Annotated in this window: 24 protein-coding genes; 8 read left to right on the top strand and 16 right to left on the bottom strand. The window is 70.4% G+C overall.

Features of this window, described 5'->3' with window-relative positions; genetic code table 11:
• Positions 1–4: 4 nt before the first annotated feature.
• The 3 genes from IEX37_RS12370 to IEX37_RS12360 are packed head-to-tail and all read right to left on the bottom strand — an operon-like array spanning position 5 to position 2,536.
• Complete coding sequence (locus tag IEX37_RS12370) at positions 5–337, bottom strand: thiamine-binding protein (RefSeq protein ID WP_188756586.1); 333 nt, start codon at positions 335–337, stop codon at positions 5–7.
• 23 nt (positions 338–360) lie between these two features.
• Positions 361–1,584, bottom strand: a complete 1,224-nt coding sequence (locus IEX37_RS12365) for a glycosyltransferase 87 family protein (protein WP_229663244.1) — start codon at positions 1,582–1,584, stop codon at positions 361–363.
• Position 1,585: 1 nt separating this feature from the next.
• Positions 1,586–2,536, bottom strand: coding sequence for an ADP-dependent NAD(P)H-hydrate dehydratase (locus tag IEX37_RS12360; protein ID WP_188756585.1), 951 nt, complete (start codon positions 2,534–2,536; stop codon positions 1,586–1,588).
• 54 nt (positions 2,537–2,590) lie between these two features.
• Here IEX37_RS12360 and IEX37_RS12355 point away from each other — a divergent pair, with 54 nt between their 5' ends.
• Complete coding sequence (locus IEX37_RS12355; RefSeq protein ID WP_188756584.1) at positions 2,591–3,667, top strand: NADH:flavin oxidoreductase/NADH oxidase; 1,077 nt, start codon at positions 2,591–2,593, stop codon at positions 3,665–3,667.
• Positions 3,668–3,722: 55 nt separating this feature from the next.
• Here the strand turns inward: IEX37_RS12355 and IEX37_RS12350 are convergent, their stop codons facing one another.
• Positions 3,723–4,778: a hemolysin family protein gene (locus tag IEX37_RS12350; RefSeq protein ID WP_188756583.1), complete on the bottom strand. Its 1,056-nt coding sequence runs from the start codon at positions 4,776–4,778 to the stop codon at positions 3,723–3,725.
• Positions 4,775–6,127 (bottom strand): hemolysin family protein, encoded by a 1,353-nt coding sequence (locus IEX37_RS12345; protein WP_188756582.1) that lies wholly within the window; start codon positions 6,125–6,127, stop codon positions 4,775–4,777. Before IEX37_RS12345 ends, IEX37_RS12350 begins: the two co-directional genes overlap by 4 nt.
• A 330-nt stretch (positions 6,128–6,457) precedes the next feature.
• Here IEX37_RS12345 and IEX37_RS12340 point away from each other — a divergent pair, with 330 nt between their 5' ends.
• A complete protein-coding gene (locus tag IEX37_RS12340) occupies positions 6,458–10,141 on the top strand; it encodes a multifunctional oxoglutarate decarboxylase/oxoglutarate dehydrogenase thiamine pyrophosphate-binding subunit/dihydrolipoyllysine-residue succinyltransferase subunit (RefSeq protein ID WP_188756581.1) in 3,684 nt (1,227 codons plus the stop codon).
• A 95-nt stretch (positions 10,142–10,236) separates the two neighbouring features.
• Here IEX37_RS12340 and IEX37_RS12335 read toward each other — a convergent pair whose 3' ends face one another.
• The 3 genes from IEX37_RS12335 to IEX37_RS12325 form a co-directional block, all read right to left on the bottom strand.
• Positions 10,237–11,532 carry a GNAT family N-acetyltransferase gene (locus IEX37_RS12335; protein WP_188756580.1) on the bottom strand — a complete coding sequence of 432 codons (1,296 nt, stop codon included), beginning with the start codon at positions 11,530–11,532 and terminating at the stop codon, positions 10,237–10,239.
• 164 nt (positions 11,533–11,696) lie between these two features.
• Positions 11,697–11,942 carry a zf-HC2 domain-containing protein gene (locus tag IEX37_RS12330; RefSeq protein ID WP_188756579.1) on the bottom strand — a complete coding sequence of 82 codons (246 nt, stop codon included), beginning with the start codon at positions 11,940–11,942 and terminating at the stop codon, positions 11,697–11,699.
• Positions 11,939–12,733: a sigma-70 family RNA polymerase sigma factor gene (locus tag IEX37_RS12325; protein WP_188756578.1), complete on the bottom strand. Its 795-nt coding sequence runs from the start codon at positions 12,731–12,733 to the stop codon at positions 11,939–11,941. Before IEX37_RS12325 ends, IEX37_RS12330 begins: the two co-directional genes overlap by 4 nt.
• A gap of 101 nt (positions 12,734–12,834) precedes the next feature.
• Here IEX37_RS12325 and aroA point away from each other — a divergent pair, with 101 nt between their 5' ends.
• The 5 genes from aroA (at position 12,835) to IEX37_RS12300 (ending at position 17,162) form a co-directional block, all read left to right on the top strand.
• Complete coding sequence (gene aroA / locus IEX37_RS12320) at positions 12,835–14,163, top strand: 3-phosphoshikimate 1-carboxyvinyltransferase (RefSeq protein ID WP_188756577.1); 1,329 nt, start codon at positions 12,835–12,837, stop codon at positions 14,161–14,163.
• A 52-nt stretch (positions 14,164–14,215) separates the two neighbouring features.
• Positions 14,216–15,271 carry a ribosome small subunit-dependent GTPase A gene (rsgA, locus tag IEX37_RS12315; RefSeq protein ID WP_188756576.1) on the top strand — a complete coding sequence of 352 codons (1,056 nt, stop codon included), beginning with the start codon at positions 14,216–14,218 and terminating at the stop codon, positions 15,269–15,271.
• A 26-nt stretch (positions 15,272–15,297) separates the two neighbouring features.
• Complete coding sequence (gene bcp, locus IEX37_RS12310) at positions 15,298–15,771, top strand: thioredoxin-dependent thiol peroxidase (RefSeq protein WP_188756575.1); 474 nt, start codon at positions 15,298–15,300, stop codon at positions 15,769–15,771.
• A 99-nt stretch (positions 15,772–15,870) separates the two neighbouring features.
• Positions 15,871–16,404, top strand: a complete 534-nt coding sequence (locus tag IEX37_RS12305; RefSeq protein ID WP_188756574.1) for an RNA polymerase sigma factor — start codon at positions 15,871–15,873, stop codon at positions 16,402–16,404.
• A complete protein-coding gene (locus tag IEX37_RS12300; protein WP_188756573.1) occupies positions 16,401–17,162 on the top strand; it encodes a hypothetical protein in 762 nt (253 codons plus the stop codon). The genes IEX37_RS12305 and IEX37_RS12300 overlap by 4 nt, the downstream gene beginning before the upstream one ends.
• A gap of 105 nt (positions 17,163–17,267) precedes the next feature.
• Here the strand turns inward: IEX37_RS12300 and IEX37_RS12295 are convergent, their stop codons facing one another.
• The 8 genes from IEX37_RS12295 to nrdH form a co-directional block, all read right to left on the bottom strand.
• Positions 17,268–17,549 carry a hypothetical protein gene (locus IEX37_RS12295; RefSeq protein ID WP_188756572.1) on the bottom strand — a complete coding sequence of 94 codons (282 nt, stop codon included), beginning with the start codon at positions 17,547–17,549 and terminating at the stop codon, positions 17,268–17,270.
• Between the two features lie 5 nt (positions 17,550–17,554).
• A complete protein-coding gene (locus IEX37_RS12290) occupies positions 17,555–18,013 on the bottom strand; it encodes a hypothetical protein (RefSeq protein WP_188756571.1) in 459 nt (152 codons plus the stop codon).
• Positions 18,014–18,043: 30 nt separating this feature from the next.
• Positions 18,044–18,469 carry a MarR family winged helix-turn-helix transcriptional regulator gene (locus tag IEX37_RS12285; RefSeq protein ID WP_188756570.1) on the bottom strand — a complete coding sequence of 142 codons (426 nt, stop codon included), beginning with the start codon at positions 18,467–18,469 and terminating at the stop codon, positions 18,044–18,046.
• Positions 18,470–18,506: 37 nt separating this feature from the next.
• Positions 18,507–19,241 (bottom strand): potassium channel family protein, encoded by a 735-nt coding sequence (locus IEX37_RS12280; RefSeq protein ID WP_188756569.1) that lies wholly within the window; start codon positions 19,239–19,241, stop codon positions 18,507–18,509.
• A gap of 149 nt (positions 19,242–19,390) precedes the next feature.
• Positions 19,391–20,365, bottom strand: coding sequence for a class 1b ribonucleoside-diphosphate reductase subunit beta (nrdF, locus tag IEX37_RS12275; protein ID WP_188756568.1), 975 nt, complete (start codon positions 20,363–20,365; stop codon positions 19,391–19,393).
• A 28-nt stretch (positions 20,366–20,393) separates the two neighbouring features.
• The gene (gene nrdE / locus IEX37_RS12270) at positions 20,394–22,553 is read right to left on the bottom strand and encodes a class 1b ribonucleoside-diphosphate reductase subunit alpha (protein ID WP_188756567.1); all 2,160 of its coding nucleotides are present in this window, start codon (positions 22,551–22,553) and stop codon (positions 20,394–20,396) included.
• Complete coding sequence (gene nrdI / locus IEX37_RS12265) at positions 22,535–22,966, bottom strand: class Ib ribonucleoside-diphosphate reductase assembly flavoprotein NrdI (protein ID WP_188756566.1); 432 nt, start codon at positions 22,964–22,966, stop codon at positions 22,535–22,537. The genes nrdE and nrdI overlap by 19 nt, the downstream gene beginning before the upstream one ends.
• A 54-nt stretch (positions 22,967–23,020) precedes the next feature.
• Positions 23,021–23,254, bottom strand: coding sequence for a glutaredoxin-like protein NrdH (gene nrdH / locus IEX37_RS12260; RefSeq protein ID WP_188756565.1), 234 nt, complete (start codon positions 23,252–23,254; stop codon positions 23,021–23,023).
• Positions 23,255–23,601: 347 nt separating this feature from the next.
• On the opposite strand from nrdH, the gene IEX37_RS12255 reads away from it, so the two are divergent.
• Positions 23,602–24,810, top strand: a complete 1,209-nt coding sequence (locus IEX37_RS12255; RefSeq protein WP_188756564.1) for an MFS transporter — start codon at positions 23,602–23,604, stop codon at positions 24,808–24,810.
• The last annotated feature ends 16 nt before the right edge of the window (positions 24,811–24,826 follow it).

Genomic DNA, 24,826 nt, shown 5'->3' with positions numbered 1-24,826 from the left:
CCGGCTAGTCGGCCGCGCTCTCCTCGATCGCGCGCTCCAGGCGCTCGATCTTGCCGTCGAGTTCGCCCGAGTAGCCGGGTCGGATGTCCGCCTTCAGCACGAGCGAGACGCGCGAGCCGAAGGGCATCACGGCCTCGGTCGCGCGTTTGACGACGTCCATCACCTCGTCCCACGTCTCGCCCTCGATCTCGGTGAACATCGAGGTCGTGCGGTGCGGCAGGCCGGACGCGCGCACGACGCGCACCGCGGCGGCGACCGCGTCGTGGACCGACGCGTCGGCCGGCTCGGAGCCGGACCGGGGCGATCCGGAGGGGGCGACGGAGAAGGCGACGAGCATGGCGGTTCCTCTCGATAGGGGTTTCAGACGACGACGGCCGGCGCGTCGCGCACCGTGCGGACGGGGACGCGGACGAGACGCAGGACGGACCACGCCAGCAGCGCGATCAGCGTGGCGTTGCGCACGGTGAGCACCGCCACCGCGGTCGGCGCCGCCGCGAGCAGGTGTCCGTACAGGACGGGATACACGAGCTGCGTCAGGAGGGCCGCGACGAGCGCCAGAACCGCGAGCGGAAACGCACGGCGGCGATCGAGCACGAGCCACAGCACCAGCGGCGGGATGAGCCAGACGTGGAACTGCGGCGAGCCGACCTTGTTGAACACGATGAGCGCCGTGACCAGCGCGAGCGACAGGGGTGGCAGCAGCCGCACGATGGAGGCGCCGCGCGCGGCCTTGTGCCAGCCCAGCGCCGCGATCGACGCTGCGGCGAGCGCGAGAACGGGCGTCATGACCGCGATGACGGCGTCGACGTGCGGGCCCGTGACCTGGAACGTCAGGATGTCGCGGTCGTAGAAGAGCCACCATCCCTCTGCCCTCGCGGCGGCACCCCAGAGATACGGCGTGCTGACCGGAGCCTCGATCTGCAGGCCGCGGCCGGTCTGCGCCGTCACGAATCCCAGCAGGTGGGCGGCTCCGCCGGACAGGATGATCACGCCCACGGTGAGGGCCGTGACGACGATGGCTCCCGTGACGACGTCGGCGCGTCGCCGCAGCGCGACGAAGGCGGCGGCGAGCAGGGCCGCCGGCCACACCTTGATCCACGCCCCGGCCGCGAGCAGGGCCGCGCCCACGAGCGGTCGCCGCGCGAGCCACACCAGGCCTGCGACGGCGAGCGGCACGGTGATCGCGTCGAGACGATACATGCCCACGGGGCCGAGCGCGGCGCTGAAGGCGAGCCAGAACCAGGCCGCGAGCCGCCGCGAACGCGAGCCCGCCGTGCCCAGCAGCATCCCGAACGCGACGGCGTCGCACGCCGTGACCAGCAGCGCCCACCCGACGGTGTAGCCGCCGACCCATGCCAGAGCGTGCGCGAGCGCCATGGGGGCGAGCGCGAGGTGCGGATACACCCACGTCTCGGTGACCCCGACGATGCCATCCCCGGCGAGCGCGGCGCGGGACCAGGGCTCGTACACGAGGTAGACATCGCCCATCGGCTGGTTGGGCAGCACCCACCCCAACCACGCCACCCACGCGTGCACGATGATGAAGCACGCCCACAGCGCGAGGCGGTGCGAGGGCCGCGGCACGCTACGCACGCTCCGCGAACGCGATCGCCCAGGCCTCGGGGAGGCGCTCGGCCACGTCGAGAGCGGTGATGGGGCGTCCTCCTCCGGTGGGGCCTGCCGCGACGGGCCCTCCCCCGGCGGGCCCTGCCGCGGCGGAGCTTCCGGCGGCGGGGATCCCCGTGGCGGCGATCCCGGCGGCCAGACGTCCCGCCACGCCGTGCACCCACGCGGCGGTCGCGGCGAGGGGCGCCAGCTGCTCCACGCCCACGCCCGCGGGTCCTTCGGCCGCCGCCGCGGCGGCGAGCGCCCCGAGCGCGCCGGCCAGCACGTCGCCCGTGCCGGCGGTCGCCAGCCAGGGGGTGCCGGAGCGGACGACCGTCGCCCAGCCGGACGGGGCGGCGACGATCGTCTCGGAGCCCTTGAGGAGCACGACGCCGCCCAGCGCGGCCGCGGTCTCCCGGACGGCCGCCGCGGCACCCGCCTCGCCCGACGCCTGCGGGAGCCCGAGGCGCTCCCGCAGGCGGGCGAACTCCCCCGCGTGCGGCGTGGCCACGAACGGCGCACTGGCACCGTCCAGCACGTCGAGCGCGCCGGCGTCGACCACCACCGGGTGGGAACCGGCGAGGATCTCCCGCAACCGGAGGGTCTCGCCGGGCTCCCGGTTCCCGGGGTCGGTGCCCGATCCGATCACCCACGCGTCGACGCGTCCGGGGGTCGTGACGACCTCGGGACGCCGCTGCAGCACGAGGCGCGCGACCTCGACGGGCCCCAGCCACCGCACCATGCCCGCGCCGGCGCGCGCGGCGCCCTCGACGCTGAGCACCGCCGCCCCGGGGTAGGAGACGGACCCGGTGCGCAGGCCGGCCACTCCGCGGGAATACTTGTGGGAGGCGTCGGTCGGCACCCGGAGGATGCGCGCGGCATCAGCCGCCGTCCACTCCGGAGGCTGCGCCCGATGGTCGCCGCTTGCCATGCCCACACGATACCCACGCGCCGGACGGCGCGTGGCGAGCCGGATCGGAGCTCCATGAGCCTGCTGTTCAGCCCCCTGCGCCTGCGCGAGACGACGTTCCGCAACCGGCTGTGGGTGGCCCCCATGTGCCAGTACAGCGCCGAGGAGGGCGTCCCGAACGACTGGCACCACGTGCACCTGGCGCAGTTCGCCTCCGGCGGCGCGGGCCTGATCGTCGCCGAGGCGACCGCGGTCGTGCCCGAGGGTCGGATCTCGCCGCGCGACACGGGGCTCTGGAACGACGCGCAGCGCGACGCGTGGCGGCCGATCGTGGAGGCGGTCCATGCGCGAGGGGCCGCGGTCGGCGTGCAGCTGGCCCACGCCGGCCGGAAGGCGTCGACGTGGTGGCCGTTCGCGGACGCGAGCGGCACCGTGCCAGCCGAGCAGGGCGGCTGGCAGTCGGTCGCGCCGTCGGCCGTGGCCTACGAGGGCTTCGCCGAACCGCGCGCGCTCGACGAGGCCGGGATCGCGGACGTCGTCGCGGCGTTCGCGGCCGCGGCCCGGCGCGCGGTGGACGCCGGCTTCGACGTGCTCGAGGTGCACGCGGCGCACGGCTACCTGCTGCACGAGTTCCTCTCGCCCCTGAGCAACCGGCGCACCGATGCGTGGGGCGGTTCGCTGGAGAACCGGGCCCGCCTGACCGTGGACGTCGTCCGCGCGGTGCGTGCCGAGGTGGGCGACGCGGTGCCCGTGCTCGTGCGCTTCTCGGCGTCGGACGCGGCCCCCGGCGGCCTCGAGCCCGAGGACGTCGCCGAGGCCGCGCGGTGGGCGATCGCGGCGGGCGCCGACCTCATCGACGTGTCGAGCGCGGGACTGGTGGCGCACCAGCAGCTCACGATCGGCCCGGGATACCAGGTCCCCTACGCCGCCCGCGTGCGGGAGCTGTCGGGCGCCCCCGTCGCGGCGGTGGGGATCATCACCTCCGGCGCACAGGCGGAGCGGATCCTGCAGGACGGCGCCGCCGATGCGATCTTCGCGGCGCGCGAGTGGCTGCGCGACCCGCACTTCGGCCTGCGCGCCGCGACCGAGCTCGGCGAACCGGCCGAAGCGCTCTGGCCCCCGCAGTACGTCCGCGCCCACCGCCCCGGCTGAGCCCCCTCCCCGCTCGTTGAGCCCGCGCAGCCAGTCGGAACCGAGGTCCGCCCCGTCAGCGGCCGCGGCGGGTGGCGTCGTGGACCTCGCCGATCAGCTCCTCGAGGATGTCCTCCAGGAACAGCACCGCGGTGGTCTCCCCCTGTGCGTTGCGCACGCGCGCGAGGTGACGGCCGGCACGGCGCATGAGCGCGAGCGCGTCCTCCAGATCGGTCGATTCCTGCACCGGCACCATGTGGTGGATGCGCTTGGCGGGGATCGGACGCGACACGGTGGCGCTCTCGTCCGGACCGTCCGCGGCGCGCAGGACGTCCTTCAGGTGCACGTATCCGACGGGCTCGCCCTCATCGTCGACGATCACGTAGCGCGAGTAGCCGTGCTTGGCCACGGCGCGCTCGATCTCGTCGGGCGTGGTCGTCTCCGGCAGCGCGACGATGTCGTCCAGCGGCACGGCGATGTCCTTGGCCTTCTTGTCCGTGAATTCCACGGCGGCCGCGACGGCCCCCGACAGGTCGTCGAGCAGCCCCTCCCGACGCGACTGCGCGACGATGGTGCCGACCTCGTCCAGCGTGTACGTCGACGTCGCCTCGTCCTTCGGCTCCACGCCGCACAGGCGCAGCACGCCGTTCGCGACCCAGTTGAGCACCCAGATGACGGGGTGGAAGAGCTTCGACACCCATACGAGCGGAGTCGCGAGGATCAGCACCGCCCGGTCCGGCACCGAGAACGCGATGTTCTTGGCCACCATCTCGCCGAACACGACGTGCAGGTACGACACCAGGACCAGCGCGATGATGAATCCCACAGTGTCGACGAGCGCGGTCGGCAGGCCCGTGAGCCCCAGCGGCACCGCGAGCAGGTGATGGATCGCGGGCTCCGAGACGTTCAGGATCAGCAGCGAACAGATCGTGATGCCCAGCTGCGACGTCGCGAGCATGAGCGTCGCGTGCTCCATCGCGTACAGCGCGGTCTTGGCCGCGCGTGATCCGCGGTCGGCGAGCGGCTCGATCTGCGAGCGTCGCGCCGAGATGACGGCGAACTCGGCGCCGACGAAGAACGCGTTGCCGACCAGCAGCACCACCAGCCAGGCGAGTCCGGCCCAGTCGCTCATCGGTCTCCTCCGCTCGCATGCATCGAGGGCACGGGGAGGTCCTCGATCCCCTCGCTCGGCAGCGGATCGGGGGTGAACCGCACGCGGTCGACGCGCCGCCCGTCCATACGCTCGACGGTCAGGGTCCCGTCGTCGACGCGCACGGTGTCGCCCACGACGGGGATGCGCTCCAGCACGCTCATGATGAAACCGCCGACCGTGTCGTACGCGTCGGCCTCGGGCACCTCGACCTCGGCCCGGTCGCGCAGCTCGTCGGGCCGCAGCTGCCCGGGGAACGTGAGCGAGTCGCGGTGCCGCACGACGCCGGCGAGTCGGCGGTCGTGCTCGTCAGACACCTCGCCGACGATCTCCTCCACGAGATCCTCGAGCGTCACGACGCCCGCCGTCCCGCCGTACTCGTCCACCACGACGGCCATCTGGTAGCCGCGCGAGCGGAGCTCGGAGACGAGCGCGTCGAGATGGACCGTCTCGGGGACCCGCAGCGGCTCGGTCGCGAGCGCCGCCGCCGGCACGTCCGCCCTACGCTCGCGCGGCACGGCCACGGCCGCCTTGAGGTGCACGATCCCCACGATGTCGTCCATCGAGTCGTCGAACACCGGGAACCGGCTGTGCCCGGTCTGGCGGGCCAGCTGGATCACCTCGTCGGCCGAATCGCCGGCCGCCACCGCGTGCACGCGCGGGCGCGGGGTCATGACATCGGCCGCGGTGAGCCGGGCGAACGTGAGGCTGCGGTCGAGCAGGGTCGCGGTGTCGGCCTCGAGCACGCCGGCCATCGCCGAGCGGCGCACGAGCGACGACAGCTCCTCCGCGGTGCGCGCGCCCGACAGTTCTTCCTTGGGCTCGATGCCCACGGCCAGCAGGACCTTGTTGGCGCTGCCGTTGAGCAGGGCGATCGCGGGGCGGAACACGGCCGTGAAGGCGAGCTGGAACGGCGCGACCACCTTTGCGGTCGCGAGCGGCAGCGCGAGGGCGAAGTTCTTGGGCACGAGCTCGCCGAGGATCATCGACAGGATCGTCGCGACCGCGATCCCGATGATCGTCGCGATGGGCGAGACCGCGGCTTCCGCGAGCCCCCAGCCGAGCAGCACGGGAGAGAGCATGCGCGAGAACGCCGGCTCCATCGTGTAGCCCGTCAGCAGCGTCGTGAGCGTGATGCCCAGCTGCGCGCTCGACAGGTGCGTCGAGGTGTGGCGCAGCGCCGAGATCGTCAGCGACAGCCGCGACTCGCCGCGCGCCTGCCGCGCCTCCAGGTCGGCCCGGTCCAGGTTGACGAGGGCGAACTCGCTCGCGACGAACAGCCCCGTCCCGATGGTCAGAAGCAGCCCCACGCCCAGCAGGATCAGATCCATCCGATTCCACCCCCGCTCGCGGGGGAGGCGGTCATCGTGATCGCTGTGCTGTGGGGCGAGCTACTACAACTGGGAGGGTCGTCCATAGTGACAGCATCTTACGGGCGCGCGGGCGTGTCGCGCCCGCGGGCGGCGCCTCCGCGGCGGATTCCCACCTGTCTGCGCCCTGGGCCGCGTACAGGCTCCCGGACAGGCTGAGAGCGCGCTCACCATCGCTCCGGGGGGCGACGGCCGCGGGACGATCTGGGCTAGGCTTTTCAGGCGTACGCGTCACGCACAGCAGCTGTGCGTACGGACGGATTCTCACCGATGAAAGAAGGCGATTCGGCCGTGTCGAGCCAGGTAACGGGCATCGGGTCTTCGAGCGAGGGAGAGTTCGGGGCCAATCAGTGGCTCGTGGACGAGCTCTACCAGCAGTTCAAGGCCGACAGGAACTCGGTGGACAAGGAGTGGTGGCCGATTCTGGAGGCGTACGACCCTGCCGGGGTGACCAGCCCGTCCGGATCGGGGAGTTCGGCCGCCCAGACCGCCCACCCGCCGACGGCCCCCGTGCCCGTGATCGGCCAGCAGCCGGTGGCCCGCACGACCGCCAAGCCCGCGACCCCCGCCCCGATCCCGGCCGACGCCCCGGAGAAGAAGGACGACTCCGGCGCCAAGTCCGCTTCCGAGGAGAAGGCCGACGAGGACGTGGTGACCGTCCTCAAGGGCATGCCGAAGACGCTCGCCCGGAACATGGACGAGTCGCTCACGGTCCCGACCGCGACGAGCGTGCGCACGATCCCCGCGAAGCTGATGATCGACAACCGGATCGTCATCAACAACCACATGTCGCGCACCCGCGGCGGCAAGGTGAGCTTCACGCACCTCATCGGCTGGGCGCTGGTGCAGGCGCTCAAGGAGTTCCCGAGCCAGAACGTGTTCTACGCCGAGATCGACGACAAGCCGTCGGTCGTGGCCCCCGCGCACGTCAACCTCGGCATCGCGATCGACCTCCCCAAGCCCGACGGCTCGCGCGCGCTCCTCGTGCCGAGCATCAAGAACGCCGACACGCTCTCCTTCACCGAGTTCCTCGCGGCGTACGAGGACCTCGTCAAGCGGGCACGCGCGAACAAGCTGACCGCCTCCGACTTCGCGGGCACGACGATCTCGCTCACCAACCCGGGCGGCATCGGCACGGTCCACTCCGTGCCGCGCCTCATGAAGGGCCAGGGCTGCATCATCGGCGCCGGCGCCCTCGAGTACCCGGCCGAGTTCCAGGGCGCGAGCCAGAAGACGCTCAACGAGCTCGCGATCGGCAAGACGATCACGCTGACGAGCACGTACGACCACCGCGTGATCCAGGGCGCAGGGTCCGGCGAGTTCCTCAAGAAGGTGCACGAGCTGCTGATCGGGCAGCGCGGCTTCTACGAGGGCATCTTCGCCGCCCTGCGCATCCCGTACGCGCCGATCGCGTGGAACAACGACGTCGCGATCGACGTCTCTGAGCGCGTCGACAAGACCGCCCGCGTGCAGGAGCTCATCAACGCGTACCGCGTGCGCGGCCACCTCATGGCCGATGTGGACCCGCTCGAGTACGTCCAGCGCGTTCACCACGACCTCGAGATCGAGTCGCACGGCCTGACCTTCTGGGATCTCGAGCGCGAGTTCGTCGTCGACGGCTTCGGCGGCAAGCGCGCCATGAAGCTGCGCGAGGTGCTCGGCGTCCTGCGCGACTCGTACTGCCGCACCACGGGCTTCGAGTACATGCACATCCAGGACCACGAGCAGCGCGAGTGGTTCCAGCGCAAGCTGGAGGTCAAGTACACCAAGCCCGAGCACAACGACCAGCTGCGCATCCTGCGCAAGCTCAACGAGGCCGAGGCGTTCGAGACCTTCCTGCAGACCAAGTACGTCGGCCAGAAGCGCTTCTCGCTCGAGGGCGGCGAGTCGCTCATCCCGCTCCTCGACCGCGTCCTGCAGGGCGCGGCGGGAGCCGGGCTGGAGGGCGCCGCGATCGGCATGGCGCACCGCGGGCGCCTCAACGTGCTCACGAACATCGCCGGCAAGACGTACGGCGAGGTGTTCCAGGAGTTCGAGGGCGCGCTCCCCGGCAACAAGCGCGGCTCGGGCGACGTCAAGTACCACCTCGGCACCGAGGGCACGTACGTCGGCGAGAACGGCGAGGAGCTCGCCGTCTACCTCGCGGCCAACCCGTCACACCTCGAGACGGTCGACGGCGTGCTCGAGGGCATCGTGCGCGCCAAGCAGGACCGCCGGCCGGTCGGGACGTTCTCGTGGCTGCCGATCCTCGTGCACGGCGACGCGGCCTTCGCGGGCCAGGGCGTGGTCTTCGAGACCCTGCAGATGTCGCAGCTGCGCGGCTACCGCACGGGCGGAACGGTGCACGTCATCGTCAACAACCAGGTCGGCTTCACGACCCTTCCGCAGGACGCGCGCAGCTCGGTGTACGCGAGCGACGTCGCCAAGACGATCCAGGCGCCGATCTTCCACGTGAACGGCGACGACCCGGAGGCCGTCGTGCGCGTCGCGGAGCTCGCGTTCGAGTACCGCCAGCGCTTCCACCGCGACGTCGTGATCGACCTCGTCTGCTACCGCCGCCGCGGCCACAACGAGGGCGACGACCCGTCGATGACGCAGCCGCTCATGACGAACCTCATCGAGGCGAAGCGCTCGACCCGACGCCTGTACACCGAGGCGCTCGTGGGACGCGGCGACATCACCGAGGAGGAGTACGAGCAGGCCAAGCGCGACTTCCAGGAGCGTCTCGAGGTCGCCTTCGCCGAGACGCACGCGGCCGAGACCGGCTCCAACCCCGTCGTGGACCCGGGCGCGGCCGAGGACGAGGTCGTCGGTGAGCCCGAGACGACCGGCGTGGCCGTCGAGGTGATCCACCAGGTGGGCGACGCGCACGCGAACAAGCCCAACGGCTTCACGGTGCACCCGAAGCTGCAGCAGCTGCTCGACAAGCGCGTGCAGATGAGCCGCAACGGGCAGATCGACTGGGGCTTCGGCGAGCTGCTGGCCTTCGGGTCGCTGCTGCTCGAGGGCACGGCCGTGCGCCTGGCAGGTCAGGACTCGCGCCGCGGCACGTTCGTGCAGCGCCACGCCGTGCTGCACGACCGCGTCAACGGCCAGGAGTGGCTGCCGCTGCTCAACCTGGGCGAGAACCAGGGCCGGTTCTGGGTGTACGACTCGCTGCTCAGCGAGTACGCGGCGCTGGGCTTCGAGTACGGCTACTCCGTCGAGAACCCCGACGCGCTCGTGCTGTGGGAGGCGCAGTTCGGCGACTTCGTCAACGGCGCCCAGTCGATCATCGACGAGTTCATCTCCTCGGCCGAGCAGAAGTGGGGCCAGCAGTCGAGCGTCGTGCTGCTGCTGCCGCACGGTTACGAGGGCCAGGGTCCCGACCACTCGTCGGCGCGCATCGAGCGCTTCCTGCAGCTGTGCGCGCAGGACAACATGACCGTGGCGCGCCCGTCGACGCCCGCGTCGTACTTCCACCTGCTGCGCCGGCAGGCCTACTCGCGCCCGCGGCGTCCGCTGGTGGTGTTCACGCCGAAGGCGATGCTGCGCCTGCGCGGCGCGACGAGCGAGGTCGAGGACTTCACGTCGGGCCGGTTCCAGCCGGTGCTGGACGACAACCGCGGCATCGACAAGGGCGCCGTGAAGAAGGTGCTCCTGCACTCGGGCAAGATCCACTGGGATCTGCGCGGCGAGCTCGACAAGCGGCCGAACCCGGAGATCGCGCTCGTCCGTGTCGAGCAGTTCTACCCCGCCCCGGTCGAGGAGCTGAACGCGATCCTCGAGACGTACCCGGGCGCGGAGCTCGTGTGGGTGCAGGAGGAGCCGGAGAACCAGGGCGCGTGGCCGTTCATCGCGCTCGAGGTCGCCGGCCACCTGAACGGCCGCGGCATCCGCGTCGTGGCGCGCACCGCCTCGGCGTCGCCCGCCACGGGCTCGTCGAAGGTGCACGCGAGCGAGCACGCCGACCTCATGAAGCGCGCGTTGTCCTGACGCATGTTGCCAAAGCACGTGCTCTGCGCGAGGACACGTGGATAACCGCGTGCGCTCGGTGAGAGCACGTGCTTTGGGCACGCGGCCGTGCGGGCTCAGTACACGATGCTGAGGAACGGGGCGCGGGGCACGCGCAGCGCGAGGTCGAGCGCCGCGATCGCGGCGTCCGACCCGCGCACGCGGCCCGCCGCCCGCAGCACGGCGAGCGAGACGCCGCCGAGGTAGGCGGCGGAGAGCTCCTGCACGGTCAGCTCCACGTCGGCGCCCGCTCCGGCCGCCTCGGTCACGGTGGCGCGGCCGTCGGCGATCTCGACGCGCCAGGCGCCGTCGGCGTAGCCGAGCGGATCGGCGACCCGCAGCACCAGGTCGACCGGGCCGGCGTACGCGCGCGCTTCCAGCACGGCGGGCACGTCGACGATGCGCAGCCAGCCGTGGTCGGTGAGCGACGATGTCGGCACGCGCGGGTCGGACACGAGCCACGGCAGCGGCTCGTCCACCGGGCGGTCCGGGGCGGTGACCGTGCCGACCAGATCGTGCTCGATCGCGAAGCGCCACAGCGCCGCGACCGCCTCGTCGCCGTCCGCGACGAGGAAGCGGATCGTCAGGTCGGCGTCCGCCTCTTCGTGGTCCTCGTCGATCTTGTACGCCAGGACACCCCGGGGCTCCCCCGCGGCGTCGAGGTAGCGAACCGCGCGCACCGCGCGATCCTTCTTCTCGACGAGCCCGAGGTGCCCCAGCCACCGCCGCGGCCAGCCGGGCACCTCCCCCAGCCGCTGCAGGCGCGTGCGCTCGTGCAGCTCGCCCATGAGCGCGGCCGCGGCCTCCCGATCGATGTACTCGATCCGCCCCGGAGCCTCAGGTCCGGCCCAGCGGACGCGGCGCGTGTCCACCTTCCACGTGGCCGCCTGGGTGGCCGGCGCGAAGCCGTAGCGGCCGTAGATCGTGGCCTCACTGGCCGTCAGCCCCGCGATCGGGACGCCTGCCGCGTGCGCGTCGCGCAGTTCCGCCTCCAGCAGCGCCCTCGCGATGCCGCGACGCCGGTGGGTCGCGGCGACCGTGACGGTGCTGATCGCCCACATCGGCAACTCGCCGCCCGGAATCGTCACGGGCGTGATCCACGAGCTGACCGTCGCGACCGGCCAGTGGGCCTGCGCCCCGCGCGCGTCGTAGACGCCGATGAGGCGGCGCCCGGCCATCGTCTCCCGCACATCGCGGAGGTGCTCCTCCTCCGCTTCCGGTGCCGCGAATCCGCGCATCCAGGCGCTCGAGTGGGCGTCGATCGCGTCCCCGTCGTGCGACCTGAGCAGGCGGTACTCCAGGCCGCGTTCGGCCAGCGCGGCGCGCGAGGCCTCGTCGAGCGGAAGGGTGCGGGCGTCAGGGAGATCGGCCATATGCCGACCCTACCCACCTCTCCCGACGGCCGCCCCGCCCGGTCCGTCTCCTCGCCGAAGCACGTGCTCTGCGCGAGAACACGTGATAAACCACGTGCCCTCGATGAGAGCACGTGTTTCGCGCGGGCCGGGACGGGGGTGGGCCGTGGGCGCGGGAGGGGACGTCAGTGCGCGGCGGCCTGCGCGAGCCGCAGGCGCTCCAGGACCTGGCGGCGCAGTTCCTCGGGCGCGGTCTCCTTGCACGCGCGTGCGACGACCTCCGTGAGCGTACGCGCGACGAGCGCCTCGTCACGGCACGACGGGCAGTTCTCCAGGTGCTCGCGGATGTCGGAGTGCTCCGTCTTGCACATCTCGTTGCGCAGGTATTCCTCGAGATCCTGCCGCGCTTTCTCGCAACCGCAGTCGGTCATTTCTCACTCCTGTTGGAGACTCGGCTCCTCGTCGGTGCGGCCTGGATGCCTCGCTCGGCCGCATAGTCCTTCAGCAGGTCACGCAGCAGGCGCCTGCCACGGTGCAGGCGGCTCATGACCGTGCCGATCGGGGTCTTCATGATGTCCGCGATCTCCTGGTAGGCGAAGCCCTCGACATCGGCGAGGTACACCGCCATCCGGAAGTCGTCGGGGATGGACTGCAGCGCGTCCTTCACGACGGACGCCGGCATGTGGTCGATCGCCTCGGCCTCGGCGGAGCGGCTGCTCGTCGCGGTCGTCGACTCGGCGCCGCCGAGCTGCCAGTCCTCGAGGTCGTCGATCGTGCCCTGATACGGCTCGCGCTGCTTCTTGCGGTACGTGTTGATGTACGTGTTGGTGAGGATGCGGTACAGCCAAGCCTTCAGGTTCGTGCCCTGCGTGAACGACGCCCACGACGCGAAGGCCTTCACGAACGTCTCCTGCACGAGGTCGGCGGCGTCGTTCGGGTTGCGCGTCATGCGCATCGCCGCGCCGTACAGCTGATCCATGAAGGGCAGCGCCTGCTGCTCGAACTGGTCGCGGGCCTCGCCCGCGGGCTCGCCCTGCGGGGCGTCGGCGCGCGTGACCGCCTCGCTCGCGTCACCCTCGTTCGCGGCGCCGTCGTTGTCGGCCTGATCCGGCTCGTCATCCATCGGGAGCCAGTCTAGGGCGAGGTCGGCCTCGGGCATCGGTGGACGTCCGGCCGCGACAGGTCGACGCAGCGTCGCGACGGCAGGGACTGTGGCGATCATCCCTCTCCTCTCGGCTTCCGGCGCCCGCTCCGCCGATCCGGGGGGCGGATCGGGGGATGTTCTCGGAGCAGGCGACGGGACTATCAGTAGGCTAGGAACCGATGACAGCGCACGGGTATTCCCCCGACGCCCCGCGGGGCGCATACGCCACGCCCACGACGGCGGGCGGACTGTCCGCGACGCTGACCATCCCGGGGTCGAAATCGCTCACCAACCGGGAGCTGATCCTCGCCGCACTCGCGGAGGGTCCCAGCAGGCTGATGTCGCCGCTGCAGTCCGACGACTCGCGCCGGATGGTCGAGGGACTGCGCGCCCTGGGCGTGACGGTCGAGGAGGTTGCGGGCGACGGCCCCTTCGGCCCCGACCTCCGGGTGACGCCGGCCTCCCCCCTCACCGCCGGGGCGACGGTCGACTGCGGGCAGGCCGGCACGGTCATGCGTTTCCTCGCGCCCCTGGCCGGCTTCGCACCGGGCGACGTGCTGATCACCGCGCACGAGAGCGCGCTGCACCGCCCGATGAGCGAGATGATCCGCGCGCTGCGCGACCTCGGCGTCGACATCGACGACGGCGGCCGCTGGTCGCTGCCTTTCACGGTGCGCGGGCGCGGCCGCATCCGCGGCGGCGAGATCACGATCGACGCCTCGGCATCGAGCCAGTTCGTGTCGGGCCTGCTGCTGGCCGCGCCGTGCTTCGACGTCGGGCTGCGCCTGCGGCACACGGGGTCGCGCCTTCCCAGCACGCCCCACATCGACATGACCATCGAGGCGCTGGCGCGCCGCGGCGTGTACGTCGAGCGGCCCGCCCCGGGTGAGTGGATCGTGCCGGCCGGGCCGCTCCGCGCCAAGGACATCGCGATCGAGCCGGACCTGTCGAACGCGGCGCCGTTCCTCGCCGCGGCCATGGTCGCGGGCGGATCCGTCTCCGTCTCCGGCTGGCCGCCGCACTCCACGCAGCCGGGCGCCCAGCTCGCCGACATCCTGCAGCTGATGGGCGCGCGCGTGAGCCGTCGCGGCGGGGCGCTCACGGTCACCGGAGGGCGCGAGATCCACGGCGTCGACCTGGACCTCTCGGCGGTGAGCGAGCTCACTCCGACCCTCGTGGGCCTCGCGGTGTTCGCCGAGTCTCCCACCACGTTCCACGGCATCGGGCACATCCGCGGCCATGAGACCGACCGGATCGCCGCGCTCGCCGGGAACGTCAACGCGCTGGGCGGCTCGGCCGAGGAGCTGCCGGACGGCATCCGGATCACGCCCGCTCCGCTCCGCGGCGGCACGTGGAAGGCCCACCACGACCACCGGATGGCGACCACGGGAGCGCTCATCGGCCTGCGCGTGCCGGACGTCGTCGTGGACGACATCGGCACGACCGCCAAGACGCTGCCCCAGTTCACCCAGCTGTGGGAAGAGATGCTGCGAGGCGTCAAGGCATGAGCCCGGCGCCGGGACGCGACGCACACCGGCTCCGGCGCGCTCGGAGCGCCGTGTGAGCTGGCTCGACGACGCCCTCGGCGACGAGCTCGACGACGAGCCGGAGTTCGACGAGAGCGACGTGCGCGTGCGGCCGAACCCCAAGGCGAACCGCCCCCGCACCAAGCGTCGCCCGGCGCACGAGGACGCGACGATCGCGCGCGTGCTGGGGGTCGACCGCGGCCGGTACACCGTGCTCGTGGACGAGGACACTCCGGACGAGCGCCCGGTGACGGCGGCGCGGGCGCGCGAGCTGCACCGTACCCCCATCGTGACGGGAGATCGCGCGCGCGTCGTGGGCGACACCTCCGGCGAGGAGGGCACGCTCGCGCGCATCGTCGGGATCGAGGAGCGCACGTCGCTGCTGCGACGCAGCGCGGACGACACCGACCAGGTCGAGCGGGTGATCGTCGCCAACGCCGACCAGATGCTGATCGTCGTCGCGGCCGCGGATCCCGAGCCCCGGCCCCGCCTGGTCGACCGGTACCTGGTCGCGGCGCTCGACGCGGGCATCCGGCCGCTGATGGTGGTCACGAAGACCGACCTGGCCGATCCGGGCCCGTTCCTGGAGCACTTCGACGGCCTCGAGGATCTGCGCGTGTTCCGCAGCTCGCCCGCGGAGACGCCGATCGACCTCATCGGCGAGGCGCTCGTGGGCCACTCGACCGTGTTCGTGGGACACTCGGGCGTCGGCAAGTCGACCCTGGTGAACGCGCTCGTGCCCTCGGCCCGACGAGCGACGGGCCACGTCAACGAGGTGACCGGTCGCGGCCGGCACACGTCGTCCTCGACGGTGTCGCTGCGATACCAGGGACCGGCGGGGTCCGGGTGGGTGATCGACACCCCGGGCGTGCGCTCGTTCGGGCTCGGGCACGTCGATCCGGCGAACATCCTCACGGCGTACCGGGACCTGGCCGAGGTCGCCGAGGAGTGCCCGCGCGGGTGCACGCACCTGCCGGATGCGCCCGACTGCGCGCTCAACGAGGCCGTCGCCGAGGAGCGTCTGCCCGCCGCGCGTGTCGACTCGCTGCAGCGGCTGCTGGCGACGTTCAAGGACCGCACCGACTACTGACCCCCGGCGCTGGTTAGGCTGGAGACGTGACCACGCGACTCGAACCCGGTGCCCCCGCTCCCGACTTCACCCTGAAGAACCAGGACGGCGAGTCCGTCTCGCTCGGAGACCTGCGCGGCGGCAAGGTCGTGCTGTATTTCTACCCCGCGGCGATGACGCCCGGCTGCACGACGCAGGCGTGCGACTTCCGCGACAGCATCTCCTCTCTCGCCGGCGCGGGCTACACCGTGGTGGGCGTGTCCCGCGACGAGCCGGCCAAGCTGGCGCAGTTCCGCGAGCGCGACGGGCTGACCTTCGACCTGCTCAGCGACCCCGACGCCGACGTGCACCGCGCGTACGGCACGTGGGGCGAGAAGATGAACTACGGCAAGGTCGTCGAGGGCGTCATCCGCTCGACGTTCGTGATCGACGAGCAGGGCACGATCGCCAGGGCCATGTACAACGTCAAGGCCACGGGGCACGTCGCGCGCCTGCGCAAGGACCTCGGCATCGACGCCTGACGGGCCACACCTGCTCCGCCAAGCGGCGGCTCGGAAGCGCGAGCTCGACGTCATGATCGCGACGTCACCGACACTTCAATGGTGAAGGGACGGTGACGCGTGGATGGGACTGGAGATGCCGAACTCCTCGAGCGTTCCGGCAACGGCGACGAGCTTGCCTTTCAGGCCCTCTTCGATCGTCACGCCGCCGCAGTGATGCGGTACGCCTGGGCGCTCGCCGCGACCCGCGAAGACGCGCAGGACCTCGTGCAGGAGACGTTCCTGACGGCGTGGAGGCGTGCCGGCGCCATCCGCCTTGTGGGCGCGTCCGCGCTGCCGTGGCTCCTGACGACGTGCCTCAACCACAGCCGGAATCTGAAGCGGCGGAGAGCACGACACGATGCCCTGCCACTCCCGGATGAGTTCCGGGGCGATGTCCGGAAGGCGGAAGCGGAGGACCTGGCGAAGGAGAGGTTGCGATGGGTGCTCGACGCGATCGACGGTCTCTCCGAACCCGATCGAACGCTGTGTCGGCTCTGCCTCATCGAGGGCAGATCGTACAAGGAAGCCGCAGCGACCCTGGGGACGACCTCGGGTGCCGTGGCGAAGCGAATTCAGAGAGTACGCACCATTCTGCGAAACGAGGTCGTATGAGCACCGACGATATGCGGACACCACCCCCATCCGGGGCCGAGGCCGAGGTTCTTCTGCGAGAGGCTCGCGCCAACGTGATGCGTCGAATCGCGCGCGATCGCGAGCGGGTCCATCGATTTCGCTGGGGCGCCGCCGTGCTGGCGGCCGCGGTCGGCTTCGGCGGAGGGGGCCTGGCGGCGGGAGCAGCGCTCGCGTCCACGGCCCCGCTTCAGGACGGCACGATGCGCGGTTCGCAGACCACCGTCGTCCCCCGACCGGACTTCTCGGCGAGTCACCTCTCGGTCAGCCTCACCTGCCTCACACCGGGCGGGTTCACCGTGTCGCTCGCCGACGAGGCGGTCACGGACCACTTCACCTTCCGCTGCCAGGACGACGCCGCGACCGTGACGTACGAGTTTCCGCTCCACCATTCCGACGACCCGCACCCGCTCGAGATCACGACCGATGACGACGCGGCGTACATCGTATCGGCCTCCTACAGCGCGCGGAATCGCGAAGTCGCGGCGACGAACGCGGCGGGCGAGACGATCGGCACGCTCACGGACGAGACGCTTCCCGACCTGGTCCTCGTGCTCGGGCGCGATCCGGATGGCCACCCGCTGGAGGGTTACGCGCGCACCGAGGACCTGTTCGGCCCGACGCCAGTCCCGCGCGAGGTTGTGTTGGAGTGGTCGCAGGAGCAGCGCGGCGGACGGAGCATCCCGCTGTACGCGAGCGACGGACACACGGTGATCGGATCCTACGGGGTGGCTGGATAGCGCTTCGCGTGCACCGCTCCCGCGCGACGCTTCCGAGAGGATCTCCGACCGGGTATCCCCCGCCAGATCCCTTCGGTCGCCCCGATCTCTTCGGAATCGCGGCAGTCAGCTCGGGACGCTCCGTGCCCTGGACCGCTCGACGCGCACCAGCCACAGCACGAACGCACCTCCCAGCACCGGGACGAGCGCGAGCAGGCGCGTGCGCAGCATGAGGCCGCGCCCGAGGAGCGCCGTCACCGCGACGGCCAGATAGAGCGCGCCGTGGATCGGGCCGAGCGCCGAGGACACAGCCGGCTCGTGCACCGTCAGCAGATTGAGCAGCAGCGCGGCGATGCTGACCAGCTCGAGGACGGACAGCACTTCCAGCGCGCGCAGGAGGGGTCGCATCCCGCTCACGCTCCGTACGTCGAGCCGGGGCGGACGATCATCAGCACCACGACGACCGCCCACAGCAGGTTGAACACGCCCGCGAGCATCCCGAGGCGCCGCAGTTGCGCGCCGTCGTCCGGCGTGCGGATGGCGTCGCGCTGACGCGGCGCGATCTGCAGCGCCAACAGCCCGCCCGCCGCGGCGGTGAGCACCATCGCGATCGTGATCCAGATCTCCCCCATGCGGGACTGGACGACGGCCAGCGTGAGACCGAACACCGGGACGGCGAGCGCCAGCACCCCGTACACCCGGGTGATGCGGTGCAGCACGAGCGCGACGCGCTCGGATCGCTCGCCGGGCCGCCGCTGCGGGGCGCCGTCGAGCACGGGGGCGAAGCGCGGGAACAGGCTGACCACGACGGCCACGGGACCGACGAACAGGATCCCGGCCAGCACGTGCAGCGAGAGCAGAAAGGCTTCCATACCTTCAGCCTAACTGAAGGTATGGAAGCCTCACTCCGCGCGACGGGCCAGCTGGGCGACGAACTCGCGCTGCAGCGCCGGGGTGAGGTCGGGCAGCGCGGCTGCGAACGCGGCGTCGAGGCGCGCGAGCACGGCCGCCGCCTCATCGAGCACCCGCTGGCCCGCGTCGGTGACCGCCAGGGTGGACGCCGCGCCGGCATGCGCCGTGGTGTCCTGCACCAGGCCCGCCCGGATGAGACCGTCGACGGCCGTGTGCGCGCTCTGCACGGTGATGCGCGAGCGGCGGGCGAGCTCGCTGAACGAGATTCCCGGCGTACCACGGATATGGCCGAGCAGCCCGTACTTGCGCGTCGTGAGCCCCAGCCCCTTCAACGCGGCCGATAGCTCCGCGTCCCACAGCCGACTCACCGTCAGCAGGGTCACGACAGGGCTGAACGGAGGAGGATCGCCGGGCATGCGGGAAAGTCTAGGACGGGCGACAGCTCGGCCCGGCCTATGCACCGCTGCCGGTGGCGACGGCGCCGTCTCCCCCGCGTGCGTCCTCGCGCTCGACGGCGCGCCGCAGCTCGGACACCTCCTCGGCCAGCCGGGCGACCGCATCGCCGGACTCCTGCGATTCCGCGCCCACCCGCTCGACGATCCAGGACGCGAGGGTGGCGGTGACGACGCCGATGAGCGCGATGCCGCCGACCATCAGACCGGCCGCGACGAATCGCCCGAGGCCCGTGACGGGGAAGTAGTCGCCGTAGCCGACCGTGGTCACGGTGACGAAGGCCCACCAGAGCGCATCCGGGAACGTCTGGATCGGCCCTCCGGCGCCCCGCTCGGCATCGAGCACTGCCAGCGCCGCGACGTAGATCAGAAGGACCGAGGCACCAGAGACGTAGACGATGATGCGTCCACGCAGGGCCGTACCGGCGCTGCGCTGCACGACCGACAGGATCGTCACCAGCCGCAGCAGCCGCAGTGGCCGGAGCATGGGCAGCACCACGACGAGCAGGTCCAGGAGGTGCCGACGGAACCACACCCAGCGTTCCTGAGCGAGGAGCAGCTGAGCCGCATAGTCGATGGCGAAAAGCGCCCAAGTCACCCAGATCACGGCCTCGACCGCCACGGCGCTCGCGCCCCGCGGCTGCGCGAGCACCTCGACCGAGTAGGCGGCCAGATACACAAGTGCGGCGGCGGTCAGCGGCCAGCCGGTGAGCTTCTCCCATCGCTCGGCAGTCATGGCCGAGATTATGGCAGAACGCGACGCTGCCGACGTCCAGCACCGAGGCGCCGGTTACAGCGCGCATTGACTAGCCCCCGTGCCGCTCGCTAGCGCAGGGGACGCTAGTGAACGGCACGGGGGCTAGTCAGGGAGCTACACCTAGAGGGTCAGAAGTCCCAGTCCTCGTCCTCGGTGGACTCGTGCTTGCCGATCACGTAAGAGGAGCCGGAGCCCGAGAAGAAGTCGTGGTTCTCGTCCGAGTTGGGCGAGAGCGACGACAGGATCGTCGGGTTCACGTTGGTGACCGATGCGGGGAACATCGCCTCGTAGCCCAGGTTCATGAGGGCCTTGTTGGCGTTGTAGTGCAGGAACTTCTTGACGTCCTCGGTCAGGCCGACCTGGTCGTAGAGGTCCTGCGTGTACTGGACCTCGTTCTCGTAGAGCTCGTACAGCAGCGAGAACGTGTAGTCCTTGATCTCGTCGCGCTGGGCCTGGTCGACGAGCTCGAGGCCCTTCTGGAACTTGTAGCCGATGTAGTAGCCGTGCACGGCCTCGTCGCGGATGATCAGGCGGATGAGGTCGGCCGTGTTGGTCAGCTTCGCGCGCGAAGACCAGTGCAGCGGCAGGTAGAAGCCCGAGTAGAACAGGAAGCTCTCGAGCAGGGTCGAGGCGACCTTGCGCTTGAGGGGCTCGTCGCCACGGTAGTACTCCATGACGATCTGGGCCTTCTTCTGCAGGTTCGGGTTCTCCACCGACCAGCGGAACGCCTCGTCGATCTCCTGCGTCGAGCACAGCGTCGAGAACACCGACGAGTAGCTCTTGGCGTGCACCGACTCCATGAACGCGATGTTGGTGTACACCGCCTCCTCGTGCGGGGTCAGCGCGTCGGGGATCAGCGACACCGCGCCGACCGTGCCCTGGATCGTGTCGAGCAGCGTCAGGCCCGTGAACACCCGCATCGTGAGCTGCTGCTCGTCGGCCGTGAGGGTGTTCCACGACTGGATGTCGTTCGACAGCGGCACCTTCTCGGGCAGCCAGAAGTTGCCCGTGAGGCGGTTCCACACCTCGACGTCCTTGTCGTCCTGGATCCGGTTCCAGTTGATCGCCTGGACGTGGTCCAGCAGCTTGACCGCTTCAGTCATCTCTCGTTCTCTCTCGCGCGATCCGGTGTCACAGCGTGCAGCTGACGCACTGGTCGATGTCCGTGCCCTCGAGTGCCATCTGGCGCAGGCGGATGTAGTAGATCGTCTTGATGCCCTTGCGCCACGCGTAGATCTGCGCCTTGTTGATGTCGCGCGTGGTGGCGGTGTCCTTGAAGAACAGCGTCAGCGACAGGCCCTGGTCCACGTGCTGCGTGGCGGCAGCGTACGTGTCGATGACCTTCTCGTAGCCGATCTCGTACGCGTCCTGGTAGTACTCCAGGTTGTCGTTCGTCATGAACGGCGCCGGGTAGTAGACGCGGCCGAGCTTGCCCTCCTTGCGGATCTCGATCTTCGACGCGATCGGGTGGATCGAGGACGTCGAGTTGTTGATGTACGAGATGGAGCCGGTCGGCGGGACGGCCTGCAGGTTCTGGTTGTAGATCCCGTGCTTCTGGATGGAGGCCTTCAGCTCGCGCCAGTCGTCCTGCGACGGGATGTGGTGGTTCTTGAACAGCTCCTTGACCTTCGCGGTGCTCGGCGCCCACTCCTGCTCGGTGTACTTGTCGAAGAACTCGCCCGTGGCGTACTTCGACTCCCAGAAGCCGTCGAACACCTGGCCGCGCTCGATCGCGAGCCTGTTCGAGGCGCGCAGGGCGTGGAACAGCACCGTGTAGAAGTAGATGTTCGTGAAGTCGAGGCCCTCTTCCGAGCCGTAGTGGACGCGCTCGCGCGCGAGGTAGCCGTGCAGGTTCATCTGGCCGAGGCCGATGGCGTGCGACTTGTCGTTGCCGTCCTCGATCGAGCGGACCGAGCGGATGTGGCTCTGGTCGCTGACCGCGGTGAGGGCGCGGATCGACGTCTCGACCGTCTGACCGAAGTCGGGCGAGTCCATCGCGAGGGCGATGTTGAGCGACCCGAGGTTGCAGGAGATGTCCTTGCCGATCTGGTCGTACGAGAGGTCCTCGTTGAGCGTCGTCGGCGTGTTCACCTGCAGGATCTCGCTGCAGAGGTTGGACATGTTGATCCGGCCCTTGATCGGGTTGGCCCGGTTCACCGTGTCCTCGAACATGATGTACGGGTAGCCCGATTCGAACTGGATCTCCGCGAGCGTCTCGAAGAACTTGCGTGCGTTGATCTTCGTCTTCTTGATGCGCGGGTCGTCCACCATCTCGCGGTACTTCTCGGTGACGGAGATGTCGCCGAACGGCACCCCGTACACGCGCTCGACGTCGTAGGGCGAGAACAGGTACATGTCCTCGTCGTTCTTGGCGAGCTCGAACGTGATGTCCGGCACGACGACGCCCAGCGACAGCGTCTTGATGCGGATCTTCTCGTCGGCGTTCTCGCGCTTGGTGTCGAGGAACTTCATGATGTCGGGGTGGTGCGCCGACAGGTACACCGCGCCGGCGCCCTGACGCGCGCCGAGCTGGTTGGCGTAGCTGAAGGAGTCCTCGAGCAGCTTCATGACGGGGATGATGCCGCTCGACTGGTTCTCGATCTGCTTGATCGGCGCGCCGGCCTCGCGGATGTTCGACAGCAGCAGCGCCACGCCGCCGCCGCGCTTGGACAGCTGCAGCGCGGAGTTGATGCCTCGGGCGATCGACTCCATGTTGTCCTCGATGCGCAGCAGGAAGCAGCTGACGAGCTCGCCGCGCTGGGCCTTGCCGGCGTTGAGGAACGTGGGCGTCGCGGGCTGGAAGCGGCCCGAGATGATCTCGTCGACGAGCTTCCACGCGAGGTCCTGGTCGCCGTCGGCGAGCGCGAGCGCGGTCATGACGACACGGTCCTCGAAGCGCTCCAGGTAGCGCTTGCCGTCGAACGTCTTGAGCGTGTAGCTCGTGTAGTACTTGAAGGCGCCGAGGAACGTCTCGAAGCGGAACTTCTTGCCGTACGCGAAGTCGTTGAGGCGCTCGATGAACTCGAACGGGTACTTCTCGATGACCGCGCCCTCGTAGTACTCCTTCTCGACGAGGTAGTCGAGGCGCTCCTTGAGGGAGTGGAAGAACACCGTGTTCTGGTTGACGTGCTGCAGGAAGTACTCGCGTGCCGCGCGCTTGTCGGCATCGAACTGGATCTTCCCGTTCTCGTCGTACAGGTTCAGCATCGCGTTCAGGGCGTGGTAGTCCAGCCCGTCGAACTTCGGGTTGTGCTTGAAGTCCACTTCCGTGGTCACTGCTGCTTCCACCATCGTTCCAATCCATCGCTGACGCGCACGACGTCGTCGGGTGTGCCGAAGAGTTCGAGCCGGTACAAGTGAGGCACGTGGCACTTGCGGCTGATGATGTCGCCGGCGATGCAGAAACCTTCGCCGAAGTTGGTGTTGCCCGCCGAGATGACCCCCCGGATCCCGCGGCGGTTGCGCTCGTCGTTCAGGAAGCGGATGACCTGCTTGGGAACCGCCCCGCGTCCGTCGCCCCCGCCGTAGGTGGGGGTGACGAGCACGTAGGGTTCGTCCACGACCAGGGGCTCCTCGCCGCTGCGGAGCGGGATGCGCACCGCCCTCTTCCCGAGCTTCTCGATGAAACGCGCCGTGTTGCCGGACACGCTCGAGAAGTAGACAAGGAGGGGGACGTCAGTCTCGGTGACTGTCGCGGTGGTCATCTCATCTCCCCCGGTCGCCCGCCGATCCCGCCGATGGCGCTGTGGCGGCGCCGATCAGGCGAGACGCGAGGCGAGCTCGTCGATCTTGTCGGGACGGAAGCCCGACCAGTGGTCCTCGTCCGTGATGACGACGGGGGCCTGCATGTAGCCGAGGGCCTTGACCTGCTCGAGAGCGGCCGGGTCCTGCGACAGGTCGTGGATCTCGTAGTCGATGCCCTTCGAGTCGAGCGCGCGGTACGTCGCCGTGCACTGGACGCAGGAAGGCTTCGTGTAAACCGTGATCGCCATGGCGCTTCTTCCCCTTACAAACCGTCTGTTCCCCGGCGGACCGCCGCCGGGACCTCAATACTACATATGGGTGCGGACAAACCGGCGCACCACAAGCAGTAGTAGTTACACGCTTGTCATTTTCCACCGCTCTCCACCCGTTCACCACAGCTCTGTCCACCGATCCGTCCACAGCGCGAGCCGGTCTCGGACGCCTCAGAGCCGCGGAAAATCGCGGGCCGCGAGACCCCCGTTCGGGGCTGTCCACAGGTACAACGCTAGAGAGGGCCTCGGACATCCCACACGGTGTGAAGAAGTGTCCTCGGCGTGTCGCGGCGTGTCTCCCCGGGCGGGCTTACCGTGAGGGAGTGCCGACGTATCGTGAGCTCCTCCGCACGCCCGGAGTCGCGCGTATCATCGCCGCCCAGCTGACCGCGCGCTTCCCGTCCGGCATGGTGAGCCTCGGCCTTCTCATCCATGTCGAGCACCTGACGCACTCGTACGCGGCGGCCGGGACGGTGCTCGCCGCGGTGTCCATCGGGCAGGCCGTGTCCGGCCCCGTGACCAGCCGCTGGATGGGCCGCTGGGGGATGCGGCCCGTGCTGACGCTCCTCACCCTCGTGTACGCCGCGGCGCTCACCGCACTCGCCCTCATCGTGGCCCCCGTCGCCGTGCTCGTGCTGCTGGGCCTCGTCGCCGGCCTGTCCACGCCGCCCGTGCAGTCGGCCGTGCGCACCATCTACCCCAAGCTCGTCAACGCCCGGCAGCTCACCGCGCTCTACTCTCTCGACGCCTCGCTGCAGGAGATGATCTGGGTCATGGCGCCGGTGCTCGTGACGTTCCTCGCGATCCAGGTCTCCTCCGTCCTCGCGCTCCTCGTCGTCGTCGCAGTGGCCGTGCTCGGCGGCGCCTGGTTCATCCTGTCGCCCGAGGTCGGCCGCGTCCGGATCCCCCGCAGCCGCGCGGCGATCGGTCGGGTCCTGCGCAAACCGACGGTCGTCCTCGCGACCGTCATCGGCGTGCTGTTCATCGGCTCCGCGGCCGCCGTCGAGGCGGGCGTCGTCGCGGCCTTCGGCGAGGGCGGCCTGGAGTCGGGCCTCGTGCTGGCGGTCTTCGCACTGGGCAGCCTGGCGGGCGGTCTGGGCTCGGGCGGCATCCCCATGAGCCCGTGGTCGACCGCGCGGCGGCTGTGCATCGTCGCGCTCGGGACGGGCCTGACGCTGCTGTGGATCGACAATCCGTGGTGGCTCGGCGCGGTGCTGTTCATCGCCGGCGTGGGCTTCGCCCCCGCGCTCGCCGTCATGCTCGCGTCGACGTCGGCCAGCGTGAAGTTCAGCGAGACCGCCGAGGCGTACGGCTGGATCAACACCGGTCAGCTCATCGGAGCGGCGCTCGGGTCCATGGCCGCGGGCTTCGCGATCGACGGCGTGGGCCCCGCGGGCGCCTACGTCGTCAGCGTGGCGCTCGTGGTGAGCGCGGCGCTCGTGGCGGCGGTCTTCCATCGCGGTTTCCCGGACCTGCGGCACCGCGACGCCTCCCCCATCCCCGACACGGAGCAGTTGCCGGTCATCCGCTGAACGCCCTCCGGCGACC

This window comes from Microbacterium album, from assembly GCF_014643695.1.
GTDB classification, from domain to species: domain Bacteria; phylum Actinomycetota; class Actinomycetes; order Actinomycetales; family Microbacteriaceae; genus Microbacterium; species Microbacterium album.
The sequence above is the reverse complement of the archived record's forward strand: the minus strand, read 5'-3'. Positions and strand labels throughout refer to the sequence as shown.